An 11,935-nucleotide genomic window follows, 5' to 3' on the forward strand; every position below is an offset into this window, starting at 1 on the left:
CTCAGAAACTCCCCTTGGCGCCGATGACCGGGAGGATGGGCAGTCCCTCGAAGTAGGCGCTCTCGGTGTAGTTGTAGTTGTAGGCGATGCCTTCCACCGCCGCGTTGTTGTAGGCGTTCGTCAAATCCAGATAGAGGTCCAACGTCCACTTGTCGAAGACGAAAATCTTGTCCACGCGCACGTCCAACTGATTGAACGACGGCAGCCGCCGCGAGTTCACTCCCGCGAACAGCGGCAGGAACACGTCGGTGCCGTCATCCCTCACCGAGCCCACCACCGGCGTCGTCGGATTGCCCGACGCGAAGCGGAAGCGCGCCCCCACCTCCCAGCCCCTGGGCAACTTGTACGAGGCAATGGCCGTCAGCACGTGCGTCTGGTCGTTGTCGAACAAGCGCCAGTTCGCCCCGGGCGCGTCCCGACGCTCGCTCCTGCTGAGCGTGTACGCAATCCAGCCGAACAGGCGCTCCGTCAGCGAGCGGCGGATGAGAATCTCCAGGCCATACACACGGCCGACGCCCCCGTTCTTCAACCGCTCCGGCACCAGCTCCCCGTCCCGCTCCACCAGCGCGTCCGAGCGGCTGATGAGATTGTCCAGGTCGTTGTAGAAGACCTCGCCGCTGACGAACCACTCCTGCCGCGGCTGCCACTCCGCGCCCACGCCGTACTGGAGCGAGCGCTTCGCCGACAGGTCCGGATTGCCGAACGCGAGGCTGGGCTCATCCTGCACCGGAGGCCCGTGGTACACGCCCGCGCCACCCTTCAGCGTCAGCGTGTCCGTCAGCGAATAGCGCACCGCGAGGCGCGGGTTCAGCGTGCGCTTCACTTCCTTCTGGTCCGTGAAGATATACCCCTCGTACCGCACGCCCGGCACCACCAATAGCCCCTTGAACGGACGCCAACGCCCTTCAATCCACAGCGAAGGGAAGTACTGGAGGAAGTCGCCGTCGGTGGTGAGGAGGTCCTCGGTGATGAGCGGGCTGGGCGGCTCGCCCTCGCGCGGCGGACGCTGGATGCGCGCCTTGACGTTCGCGAAGTTGCTCGTCACGTCCACGCCACCCGCCAGGGTGAAGGGCTCGACCAGGGCATACTCCGCGGTGGCGCGCAGGTTCAGGTCCGTGGAGGCGATGCGCAGGTTGCGGTCGCCAATCTCGAACTCCACCAGCGTGTTGCCCACCAGCGCGTGCGTGTCCAACGTGAGCCGATCCGCGCGGTACTGGTGGCGCAGCCGCAGTTGGTTGAAGCCCGTGGTGACCTCCAGGTTGCCGTTGACGGTGGGGTCGTTGTCCGACGGCCGGTCGAACACCAGCCCCAACCTGTCGCGCGAGGTGATGCCCTGCAGCGTGAAGGTGTGGCGCGACAGCGGCTTCCACACCAGCTTGAGCTGCGCGTCGTAGTAGCGCGGCGCCACCTGGAGGCTCGGGCCGTCGCCCTCCGGAATCACGCCCAGCACGATGTCGATGTACGAACGCCGACCGCCAATCGCGAACCCCAACGTGTCCGTAATCGGCCCCTCAATCACCGCGTTGGATTCAATGAGGCTCACGCCCACGGTGCCGTGGATGCGGTCCATCTTCGGCTCGCGGCTGTTCACGTTGATGACGCCGCCGGTGATGTCGCCGTAGTACGAGGAGAAGTTGCCGGGCAGGTAGTCCAGCGACTCCAGCAGCTCGGAGTTGTAGACGGAGGTCAGGCCGCCAAAGTGGAACAGCAGGGGGATGCGCTGGCCGTCCAGGAAGACGCCGGACTCCTGCGGGCTGGTGCCTCGAATCACGAGCGCGCCGCCGTTGAACGCGGGCCGCGCGACGCCGGGCAGGTTCTGCACCACCTTCAGCGTGTCGCCCTGCGTACCGGGCACGCGCTGCACCTCCGCCACCTGGAGCGTGGTGCTCGTCACTTCCTTGCGCTCACGGTCGCTTCTCACCACCGTCTCGAAGGGGCTGAAGATGCGCTTCTGCACGTAGTACGTGGCGCGCGTCTCCAGGCCCTCGGACATCGTCTCCTTCGTCTTGAAGCGGTCATACCCGCCCTGCACCACCAGCACCTCGTGGGTGCCCAGGGGCACGCCCCGGAAGGAGAAGCGCCCCTCCGCGTCCGCGACGGTGGACAGGTCCAGCTCCGGCAACACGATTTCCGCGCCGTTGAGCGGCTTGCGCGTGCCGCGCTCCAGCGCCTGACCGCTGAAGTTCACCGGCGCCTCCGGCTGCGAGACACCTCCGTCCTCCGTGGGCTCGGGCGCCACGGGCCGGAAGACGAACTGGTACGCGTACTGGATGCGCACCGGCGACGGGACGTTGTCCACCTCGGCCGGGGAGAACTGGAACTGCTTCACCGCCTCCACCGCGGCCTCGTCGAAGCCGTGCCCCGCGGGCTGCGTGACTTCGACGTTCGTGACGGCGCCCGTCTCCGAGATGTCGATGAACATCACCACCGTCCCCTCCAACTGCTGGGCGGCGGCTTCGGCGGGATACGGCGCTTCCACCTGGCGCAGGAGCTCGGGTGGCTTCGTCAGCACACCGGTGGGGACTCCCGCATCGGGGTCGGCGACGCCGCCATCCGGGGCCTGGGCCAGCGCCCCGGTGGCAACGAGGAAGCAGAAGACGGTGAAGAGCGTTTTCATGAGGGAGGGGCGCACCTACGCGCGCCCTCCCGAAGCTCTCACAACTTGGGCGCGAGGACGATTTCGATGCGCCGGTTCAGGCTGCGGTTTTCCGGCGAATCATTGGCGGCGATCGGCTGGTACTGGCCGTACCCCGCCGCCGACAACGTCGTCGGGTCGACACCCGCGTCCTGGAGCGCCCGGACCACCGCCATGGCCCGCGCCAGGCTCAGCTCCCAGTTGGTGGGGAACTGACCGCCGCCCGTGGGCACGTCGTCCGTGTGGCCCTCCACGCGGACAATCTTCCCCTGCACCGTCTTGAGCGCGTCGGCGATCTTGTTCAGCGCCGCCACGCCCTCCTTGCCCACCCGCGCGGAGCCGGAGGCGAAGAGAATCTTGTCCTTGAGCTGCACCGTCATGCGGCCCTTGAGCTCGGACAGCTCGATTTTGCCCTCCGAAATCTCCGACTTGAGGCTCTGCGCCAGGTTCTCGTACTCGGAGCTCTTCTTCTCCAGCTCCTCCTTCGCCTGCGCCAGCTTCTTGGAGTTGCGCGCCAGCTCGTCATTGAGCGCGGCCAGCTGCGCGTTCTGCTCCTGCAACGCGCGGCGCTCGGCGGCGCCCGCCGTGAGGCGAGACTCGGAGGTGGTCAGCCGCGTCTCCAGCGCTGTCTTCTCCTGCTCCAGCGCGGCGATCTTCTCCTCCAGCTCCTTCACCTTGGCCTCGGCGGCCTCGCGAGCACCCTTCTCGTCGGTGAGTCCCTTGGTGAGCTGCTCCGCCTCCAGGGCCTTCGCGTCGAACTTGCCCTGCGAAACGCATCCCGTGGAGAGCGCGACGAATGCCGCCAGAATCAGCCGTGTCCGCATATGTATGAGTTCTCCCGACAACGATGGTTGGAGCACCACCTTACTGCTCGGGAGCGCCAAGGTCAGGAAGAACCCACACGGGCATTTCGCCAGCCCGGCGCCCTGGCGGGTGGGCCAGGGGGGCCACGGCGGCGCGGCCCTCAGCGCGGGAAGATGGGGTGCACGTCCAGCCAGACGGAGAAGAGCGCATCGGCGAACGTCTTGCCGGGGATGAAGACGCCGCCGCTGGCCGCGCCGCCGATCTCCAGTCCGCCCCCGGGCGTGTAGGTGATGATGAGGTCCCCGCCCTTCTCCACGTCACGCATGGAGTCGAGCATGACGCCCAGCTGCTGGGACAAGGGCCCCTCGCGCAGCTCCGCGCTGCGGTTCAGGCCGTTGCGGAGGCTGTCCACGAGCTGCGAGCGGGTGATGTCGCGCAGGAAGCGGAAGTGCAGCCGCTTCACGGAGTTGGAGGCGATGGCCTCCGACGCGCTGCGTGGGCGGTCCTCCAGATAGAGGCTCCACACGTAGACCTTGAAGATGAAGCGCTTGTGCAGCTCCATGTGGGCGAGCTCCACCGTGCGCCCCTGGAGCGTCATCGAGTCCGGCATGCGGACCCCGCCCACCTGCTTCTGTCCTGCCTGCGCCACGCCCGTCGCCAGAACCAACCCCAGCACGAGCCACTGCGCGCTCTTCCGCCACGCCTGCTCTCTCATGCGTCCGACCCCCGCCCCGTCCGAGTACGGTGCCGGGATAGGTGCACACGCCCCCGCCCCGCCGCCAGCAGATCCGTCCGTGCCCCTGTGGTCTGGTGGACGGAGAAGACCGCCGGTGAGTCCCAGCCCACGCCCGGTGTCAAACCCACGGAGGGACCGCCGGGGCACCAGGTCGGGAGCAGGAGGGGGATGTGGGGGTGATTCAGGGCCATGACGCTCGTTGGAGAACATACCAGTGCTCTCCGACGTACGGGGCAGCAGGCTTCATGACAGGTCGGGTTCCGGGCATCCGGGCCGGCCAGGCGGGGGGTCAGGGGGTGCCAGCGCGGGTGCGCTCGAGCAGGGCGCCGGCCCAGGTGAGGCCGCTGCCGACGACGCTGAGCACCACCGCGTCGCCCAGGGAGGAGTCGTCCCAGTGCTCGCTCAGCACGCCTGGAGCCCCGGCCGCGCCGGTGTTTCCCCGGAGGTGGACGTTGAAGCGGTGGCGGGACTCGGGCACCTCGCAGCGGCGCTGGACGGCCTCCAGCATGCGCAGGTTGGCCTGGTGGCCGATGAAGGTGACGTCCTCGTTGCCCTTGCCGGGGTGCTGGGCCAGGTAGTGGGCGCGCAAATCCAGGAACGTCTCGCCCGCGCGGCGGATGGCGAACTTCTGCACCTCCGCGCCGTGCTGGGTGAAGTGGCCGATGCGTGGCACCCGCACCTTGTCCGCGCCCGACGGGTCTCCCGCCAGCCGCGTCTCGGTGATTCGCCACCGCCCGGGCACGCGAGGAGAGAGCACCGCCGCCGCCGAGCCGTCCCCCCACAGCACCGCGCTGGAGCGGTCCGTGTAGTCGACGACGCGCGTGGAGTTGTCCATGTTCACCACGAGCACGTAGTCCGGCAGGCGCTCCGGCCGCATGCCCGTGAGGAAGTGCAGCTGCGTGCAGAACGAGGAGCAGGCGCTCTGGAGGTCCACCGCCGGAGCGTCGATGCCCAGCACCTGCGCCACGCGGTTGGATTCGGCGGGGATGCACTCGTCCGGGCTGCAGCCGCCCGCGACGACGAGGCCGATGTCGGACGGCTTCAGCCCCGCGCGCTCGAGCGCCATCCGCGACGCCCGCGCCCCGGTCTCCGCGTTGCTGAAGAGGGCCGCTTCCTGCGCGGCCCGCACGTCCCGGTTGCGCGTCTCCCGCAGGTACTCCAGCGGCAGCACCGTGTGACGGGAGCGGATGCCCACCCGCTCCAGAATCCACGCGTCCGAGGTCTCGAGCCCCAGCTCCTCGAGGAAGGCGTTGGTCAGGAGGTTGGGCGGATGGAAGTGGCCGAGCGCGTGCAGGAACATGTGAACCCTCTAACCACGAACCCTGCCCATTCTCTGTCAGCGCCCTGTCACGCCTTCGCCACTCCGCGGAGCAACCAGCCATTCATGCGGCGCGCCGGACCATTCCCGTCACACCTTCGCCACGCCGCTGACGCGCCGTGTCGTCACTTCTTCGGCGGTGGTGGCAAGACCCTGGTGGTGAGCACGAGGCGCGAGTCGCCCTTGCCCGTGACGCGCATGCCCAGCTCGAACAGCTCCGGAGTCGGGGTGAGCTTCAGGGGCCCGGCCATGGAGAAGCTGGTGAGCACGATGCCGGCGGCCAGGATGTTCATCGTTCCCTGGTAGGTGACGGACATCGCCACGGGGCTCTCCTCGTCCGCGGGGACCTCCAGCGTGGTGGACACCGTGAAGACGCCCACGGGCCCGCGCGCCTCGTGGCGAATCTCCGAGAGCTGGATGCGGGTGTCCTTGAACACCACCCCGTCGCCGCCGCCGCCTTTCTGGAGGCTGTCCTGGAACGCCTTGGCGACGCGCTCCACGCTGTCGCCAATCTTGAGCGGCGCTTCGGGGAAGGCGGCGACGATGGGGTCCTCCTCGCCCAGCCCCTCCAGGTCCGAGACCACCATCTCCCGCACCTGCTTCGTCACGGCCATGCCATCGAGGTCCGTCACCGCGATGCGCCCCTTCTTGAACTCCCCCAGGTAGCTCTTGCCGCTGACGGCGGCCACCTCGCGCGTCTCCTTGCCGTTGCCGTCCTTCGTCACGTCCTGCACTTCGCCGTAGGCAATCTTCCGCTGGGTGACGATGCGCCCCTTCGCCGCGAGCGTGGTGAGGACCTGGTTCTGGACCATCGCGCTCTTCAGCGAGATGGACTCCGGCTCCATCTCCGGCGCGGTGACGGAGAACTCCTGCGTCATCTCCATCCGAAGCCGCTGCTCCTCGGACTCCCCCACCACGGCGTCCTTCTTGGTGAAGCGAATCGTCCGGCCCTGCTCGTCCCCGTCGCCCTTCACCTCGTCGCCCTGGGCTCCCAGCGAAACGGACGACAACGACATCACCGCGACAGCGACCCACGACCACATTCGGCGCATTTGTTCCCCTCTCGCCGCAATCCTTTCATGTGCTTGCCGTCACCGTCAGCCTTGAAACCGCAGAGCGAAACGCGGCGCTGACAGGCATTGGCGCTGTCATGGGCGATGTAGAGTGCCGCGCATGAGCGCGACGGCTACGTCCCGGGTCCACTTCCGTACGTGCAACCTGTGCGAGGCCATGTGCGGCCTGCGCATCGAGCTGGAGGGCGAGAAAATCACCGCCATCCGAGGAGACGACGAGGACCCGTTCAGTCGGGGCCACGTGTGTCCCAAGGCGCTGGCGCTGAAGGACTTGCACGAAGACCCGGACCGGTTGCGCCATCCGATGCGTCGCACGGCGACGGGCTGGGAGCGCGTGTCGTGGGATGACGCGCTCGACGAGGCGGCCAAACGCATCCACGCCGTGCAGAAGGAGCACGGACGCGACGCAGTGGCCTCGTACCTGGGCAACCCCAACGTGCACAACCTGGGCAACATGGTGTTCGGCCCGGAGCTGGTGCGCGCGCTGCGCTCACGCAACCGCTTCTCCGCGACGTCGGTGGACCAGCTCCCCCACCAGCTCGTGTCGTACTTCATGTTCGGCCACCAGCTCCTCACGCCCATCCCGGACCTGGACCGCACACAGTACCTGCTCGTCATGGGCGCAAACCCGCTCGCGTCCAACGGCAGCCTGATGACGGCGCCCGACATCCGCGCCCGGCTGCGCGCGATTCAGCAGCGCGGCGGCAAGCTCATCGTCGTGGACCCGCGCCGCACGGAGTCGGCCGCCATCGCCGACAGCCACATCTTCATCCGCCCCGGCACGGACGCGCTCGCGCTGCTGGCGCTGCTGCACGTCGTGCTCGTGGAGAACACACCGCGCGCAAGCCACCTGGCCGCGCACCTGGAGGGCCTGGAGGCCGTGCGAGAGCTTGCGCGTGACTTCCCGCCCGAGCGCGTGGCGCCCCACACCGGCGTGCCCGCCGAAACGCTGCGCGGAATCGCCCGCGACTTCCTCTCCACCGAGCAGGCCGTCTGCTACGGGCGCATGGGCCTGTCCACGCAGCCGTTCGGCTCGCTGTGCCAGTGGCTCATCAACGTCCTCAACACGGTGACGGGCAACCTGGACCGTCAGGGCGGCGCCATGTTCACCCAGCCCGCGTTCGACGTCGTCGGCGGGCCCAAGGCGATGGCGCTCGGACGCGGCAGCTACGGCCGCTGGAAGAGCCGCGTGCGCGGACTTCCGGAGGTCGGCGGAGAGCTGCCCGCCGCCGTGCTCGCCGAGGAGATGCTCACCCCGGGCGAGGGCCGCATCCGCGCGCTCGTCACCATGGCCGGCAACCCCGTGCTCTCCACGCCCAACGGTCCGCAGTTGGAGCGCGCGCTGGAGGGCCTGGACTTCATGGTGAGCCTGGACCCGTACCTCAACGAGACGACGCGCCACGCAAACCTCATCCTCCCGCCCGTCTCCCCGCTGGAGCGCGGCCACTACGACGTGGCCTTCCATGTGCTGTCGGTGCGCAACACCGCCAAGTACTCGCCGCCCCTCTTCCAGCCCGGGCCAGAGGGACGTCAGGACTGGCAGGTCGTCCTGGCGCTCCAGCACCGCCTGGAGAACCTGCGCCGGGGCCGGCCCTCGCTGCGGCAGACCTTGAAGTACCAGGCCCTCACGCGGATGGGACCGGAGCGGGTGCTGGATATCGGCCTGCGCATGGGGCCCTACGGTGCCCGCTTCCATCCGCTGCGCGACGGCCTGTCATTGGCGAAGCTGCGCGCGTCCCCGCACGGCGTGGACCTGGGCCCGCTCCAACCGTGTCTGCTGGGCCGGCTCCAGACGAAGGACCGGCGCATCCAGCTGGCGCCCGCGCCGCTGATGGCGGACGTGCGCCGCCTGCGAGAGACCTTCCCGGAGGGCGCCGCCAGCGAGCCGCGCGACGGAGAGCTGCTGCTCATCGGCCGGCGCCACCTGCGCGACAACAACTCCTGGATGCACAACGTGGCGGGGCTGGTGAAGGGCAAGCCGCGCTGCACGCTGATGGTGCACCCGGAGGATGCCTCGCGGCTGGGCCTCGTCGACGGAGTGGCCGCCGTCGTCACCTCGCGCGTGGGCGAAGTGACGGTGCCGGTGGCGGTGACGGACGACGTCATGCGAGGCGTGGTGAGCCTGCCGCACGGCTACGGCCACCGCCGTCAGGGCACGGGCCAGCGCATCGCCGCCGAGCACGCGGGCATCAGCCAGAACGACCTGACGGATGACCGCGCCGTGGACCTGCTCAGCGGCAACGCCGCCTTCAACGGTACACCGGTGAAGGTGAAGCCGGCCGAGGCGCCGGCCGCACCCGCCACACCAGCGGCGTGAGCGCGCCGGCCGCGACGAAGACGAGCTGCACCAGATGGCTCAGCAGCGCCACCGACATGGCGCGCGCGGTGGTGGTGTCCAACACGCCCGCCGCCAGCGCGAAGGCGCCGTCGCTGACGCCCAGTTGCCCGGGCACCAGCGAGCCCACCGCCAGTGCGCAGAGGTAGAGACCTTGCGAGAAGAGGGCCTGCACCAGCGACGTGTCGATGCCCACCGCGTGCGTCAGCACCGCGTACTGCGCCACCTGCAGCGTGCGGCTGCCCAGGAAGGCCAGCACGGGTCCCCAGGGCAGCAACGTGCCGTGACAGGCCGTCACGCGGAACTGCTCCGTGTGGTGGGCCCAGCGCTGGGAGCGGCGCGCGAGCCACGCACAGGGCTTGCGTGCGCGCATGCACGCGCGCAGGCCGGTGGAGGCCACCACCAGCACCACGCCATGGCCCAGCATGGCCAGGGTGAAGGCGGACCAGCCCGTCAGCAGGAAGGACGCCGCGGCGCAGGGAAAGGAGATGAGCCCCCCCGCCGCCAGCGAGGCCGCCTGCGATGTGGCCGCCGCCGCGGTGGCCGTGGCGCCTCCCATGTGAGGCGACAGCAGCGCCGCCTTGGTCGCCTCCGCCGCCGCGCGACCCGCGGGCGCCATGCTGGACACCGCCGTGCCGATGAGCTGCGCGCGCGCCAGTACCTTCAGCGGGACGTGCTCCGCCCTGGCGCCATAGGAGGCGCGCGTCGCGAGTGCGTCCATGCCCTGACGTCCCAGCTCCAGCAGCGCCACCCACGGCAGCCAGGGCGCCGCGGCCAGCAGCACCCCGCCCAGCTCCTGGGGTCCTGCCTTTCGCACCAGCAGCGCCAGCATCCCCAGTCCGGCCACCGCGAAGACGGGCCGCAGCAGCCCCGTCACCTTTCGTCGCCAGGACCCCGACACCGAAGGCACCGCCATCGCGGCATCCATCGGTCGGCCGAGGGTCATTTCCCCGCGCGCGTTGCTCACCGTCGCCTCCTCACCATCCCTGCGCCCCGAGTCACCGTGGAAGGTGGACAGCCCCCCACGGGATGGCGAGGGCCGTCCGCCGCACGGCGGCCACCTCCCTCTTCCCGCGTCAGCCGGTGGACATCCGAGCCTGGTCCCCCCACCCCGGAGCACCGGTTGCCCGAGCGACGCGGAGTGCGTGCTCGGCTCCGGCGCCGAAGGTCGCTAGGGTGAGGGCCCGATTTCCCGCGCGCACACGGAGCAACACATGAAAGCGGTCCGGTTTTCGAAGTTCGGGCACCCGTTGAAAGTGGTGGAGGTGGTGGAGGAGCCCGACGCGGAGCTGAAGTCGGGTGAGGTCCGCATCGAAGTGTTGGCCGCGCCCATCAATCCCTCGGACGTGCTCACCCTCTCCGGACAGTACGGCTCGCTGCCCAAGCTGCCGGCGGTGCCGGGCAACGAGGGCGTGGGCCGCGTGGTGGAGGTGAAGGACTCCTCGGCGGTGAAGGTGGGAGACGTCGTCTTCCTGCCGCTGGGCTCGGGGACGTGGCGCACCCACCTGGTCGCCCCCGCCGAGGGACTGACGCCGGTGCCCAAGGGCACGGACGTGAAGCAGGCGTCCATGCTGTTCGTCAACCCGCCCACCGCGGACATCATGCTGCGCGAGTTCGTCACCCTCCAGTCCGGAGACTGGGTGCTCCAGAACGCGGCCAACTCCGCGGTGGGCCGCTATCTCATCACCCTGGCGAAGCAGGCTGGCTACAAGACGCTCAACGTCGTGCGCCGCGAGGAGCTGGCGCCGGAGCTGCTCGCGCTGGGCGCGGATGTCGTGCTCACGGACACGGACGATTTGCCGGAGCGGGTGCGCGCGGCGACAGGCGGCGCGAAGGTGCGGCTGGCCATCGATGGCGTGGGCGGCGACTCCACGCGGCGGCTCGGCGACTCGCTCGCCACCGGTGGCACGGTGGTCAACTACGGCGTCATGAGCGGCAAGGGCCCCAAGCTGTCGGCGGCGGCCACCATCTTCAAGGACATCACCCTGCGCGGCTTCTGGCTGGTGCTGTGGTTGAAGCGCGCCGAGCGCGAGCACCAGCGCGACACCTACGCCCGGCTGTCGAAGCTCCTGGCGGACGGCACGCTGAAGACGGCGGTGGAAGGCACCTTCTCGCTGGACGCCATCCAGGAAGCCCTGGCGCGCGCCATGGAAGGTGGACGGGGCGGCAAGGTGCTGCTCACGCCCAACGGTCCGGTTTGATTCCGACTCGCAGCCCTGAAAGGCACACGACGATGAAACGCGTGGAAGGCAAGGTGGCACTCATCACCGGCGCGGCGGGGGGCCTTGGCAGCGCGTCCGCGCGGATGCTGGCGCGCGAGGGCGCGAAGGTCGTGGTGACGGACCGCGCGAGCCAGGAGGCGCTCGGGCGCGAAGTGGCCGCGTCCCTGGGCCAGGGCCAGGGTCTGTTCCTCCCGCTGGACGTCACCCGTGAGGAGGACTGGATTCGCGCCATCGACACGACGCTGGAGCAGTTCGGCCGGCTGGACGTGCTCGTCAACAACGCGGGCCTGGGCATCCCCAAGGACGTGGAGAACCTCTCCCTGGAGGAGTGGCGGCTGGTGCACGCGGTCAACCTGGACGGCACGTTCCTGGGCTGCAAGCACGGCATCCGCGCCATGCGTCAGTGCGGCGCCAGGGGCTCCATCATCAACATCTCCTCGCTGGCGGGCCTCATCGGTGTGCCCACCCTGCCCGCCTATGGCAGCGCCAAGGGCGCCGTGCGCATGTTCACCAAGTCGGTGGCGCTGCACTGCGCGCAGCAGGGCTACGGCATCCGCTGCAACTCCATCCACCCCACCTTCGTCGAGACGACCATGGTGAAGGCGCTGATGGAAGCCAGCGGAATGCCCGACAAGGCGCGCGAGGGCATGCGGCGAAGCATCCCCCTGGGGCACCTGGGCGAGCCGGACGACATCGCCCACGCCGTCGTGTACCTCGCGTCCGATGAGTCGAAGCTGATGACGGGCTCGGAGTTCGTCCTCGACGGCGGCTCCTCCGCGCAGTAGCCGAGCCTTCATTCCGGGTGACTGGCG

At 69.4% G+C, this 11,935-nt stretch carries 9 protein-coding genes; 3 read left to right on the forward strand and 6 right to left on the reverse strand.

Translation table 11 applies throughout. From position 1 onward, the window contains the following. Window position 1: 1 nt before the first annotated feature. The 5 genes from FJV41_RS03600 to FJV41_RS03620 all read right to left on the reverse strand — a co-directional run bounded on the left by FJV41_RS03600 (window position 2) and on the right by FJV41_RS03620 (window position 6,545). Window positions 2–2,617: a TonB-dependent receptor gene (locus FJV41_RS03600; RefSeq protein WP_141640982.1), complete on the reverse strand. Its 2,616-nt coding sequence runs from the start codon at window positions 2,615–2,617 to the stop codon at window positions 2–4. A 38-nt stretch (window positions 2,618–2,655) separates the two neighbouring features. Beyond that, window positions 2,656–3,459: an OmpA/MotB family protein gene (locus tag FJV41_RS03605; protein ID WP_141640983.1), complete on the reverse strand. Its 804-nt coding sequence runs from the start codon at window positions 3,457–3,459 to the stop codon at window positions 2,656–2,658. A 140-nt stretch (window positions 3,460–3,599) separates the two neighbouring features. Beyond that, on the reverse strand, window positions 3,600–4,154 hold the full coding sequence (locus FJV41_RS03610; protein ID WP_141640984.1) for a chalcone isomerase family protein: 555 nt from the start codon (window positions 4,152–4,154) through the stop codon (window positions 3,600–3,602). A gap of 310 nt (window positions 4,155–4,464) precedes the next feature. After that, window positions 4,465–5,475 carry a 3-oxoacyl-ACP synthase III family protein gene (locus tag FJV41_RS03615; protein WP_141640985.1) on the reverse strand — a complete coding sequence of 337 codons (1,011 nt, stop codon included), beginning with the start codon at window positions 5,473–5,475 and terminating at the stop codon, window positions 4,465–4,467. 143 nt (window positions 5,476–5,618) lie between these two features. Then, the gene (locus FJV41_RS03620) at window positions 5,619–6,545 is read right to left on the reverse strand and encodes a hypothetical protein (protein WP_141640986.1); all 927 of its coding nucleotides are present in this window, start codon (window positions 6,543–6,545) and stop codon (window positions 5,619–5,621) included. Window positions 6,546–6,666: 121 nt separating this feature from the next. Here FJV41_RS03620 and FJV41_RS03625 point away from each other — a divergent pair, with 121 nt between their 5' ends. Then, the gene (locus FJV41_RS03625; RefSeq protein WP_141640987.1) at window positions 6,667–8,883 is read left to right on the forward strand and encodes a molybdopterin oxidoreductase family protein; all 2,217 of its coding nucleotides are present in this window, start codon (window positions 6,667–6,669) and stop codon (window positions 8,881–8,883) included. On the opposite strand, the gene FJV41_RS03630 is transcribed toward FJV41_RS03625, so the two are convergent. Beyond that, the gene (locus FJV41_RS03630) at window positions 8,816–9,868 is read right to left on the reverse strand and encodes a lysylphosphatidylglycerol synthase domain-containing protein (RefSeq protein WP_246136971.1); all 1,053 of its coding nucleotides are present in this window, start codon (window positions 9,866–9,868) and stop codon (window positions 8,816–8,818) included. The genes FJV41_RS03625 and FJV41_RS03630 overlap by 68 nt on opposite strands. A 247-nt stretch (window positions 9,869–10,115) precedes the next feature. Between FJV41_RS03630 and FJV41_RS54520 the strand changes: the two genes are divergently transcribed. Beyond that, window positions 10,116–11,102 carry a zinc-dependent alcohol dehydrogenase family protein gene (locus tag FJV41_RS54520; RefSeq protein WP_141640988.1) on the forward strand — a complete coding sequence of 329 codons (987 nt, stop codon included), beginning with the start codon at window positions 10,116–10,118 and terminating at the stop codon, window positions 11,100–11,102. 32 nt (window positions 11,103–11,134) lie between these two features. Continuing rightward, window positions 11,135–11,908 (forward strand): glucose 1-dehydrogenase, encoded by a 774-nt coding sequence (locus FJV41_RS03640; protein WP_141640989.1) that lies wholly within the window; start codon window positions 11,135–11,137, stop codon window positions 11,906–11,908. Window positions 11,909–11,935: the final 27 nt, after the last annotated feature.

Origin of the sequence: Myxococcus llanfairpwllgwyngyllgogerychwyrndrobwllllantysiliogogogochensis (genome assembly GCF_006636215.1) — a bacterium.
GTDB classification, from domain to species: Bacteria; Myxococcota; Myxococcia; order Myxococcales; family Myxococcaceae; genus Myxococcus; species Myxococcus llanfairpwllgwyngyllgogerychwyrndrobwllllantysiliogogogochensis.

Bases quoted from the DNA above. Each gene is read 5' to 3' on its own strand.
- FJV41_RS03600 (WP_141640982.1), bottom strand. From the start codon at position 2,617: ATGAAAACGCTCTTCACCGTCTTCTGCTTCCTCGTTGCCACCGGGGCG.
- FJV41_RS03605 (WP_141640983.1), bottom strand. From the start codon at position 3,459: ATGCGGACACGGCTGATTCTGGCGGCATTCGTCGCGCTCTCCACGGGA.
- FJV41_RS03610 (WP_141640984.1), bottom strand. From the start codon at position 4,154: ATGAGAGAGCAGGCGTGGCGGAAGAGCGCGCAGTGGCTCGTGCTGGGG.
- FJV41_RS03615 (WP_141640985.1), bottom strand. From the start codon at position 5,475: ATGTTCCTGCACGCGCTCGGCCACTTCCATCCGCCCAACCTCCTGACC.
- FJV41_RS03620 (WP_141640986.1), bottom strand. From the start codon at position 6,545: ATGCGCCGAATGTGGTCGTGGGTCGCTGTCGCGGTGATGTCGTTGTCG.
- FJV41_RS03625 (WP_141640987.1), top strand. From the start codon at position 6,667: ATGAGCGCGACGGCTACGTCCCGGGTCCACTTCCGTACGTGCAACCTG.
- FJV41_RS54520 (WP_141640988.1), top strand. From the start codon at position 10,116: ATGAAAGCGGTCCGGTTTTCGAAGTTCGGGCACCCGTTGAAAGTGGTG.
- FJV41_RS03640 (WP_141640989.1), top strand. From the start codon at position 11,135: ATGAAACGCGTGGAAGGCAAGGTGGCACTCATCACCGGCGCGGCGGGG.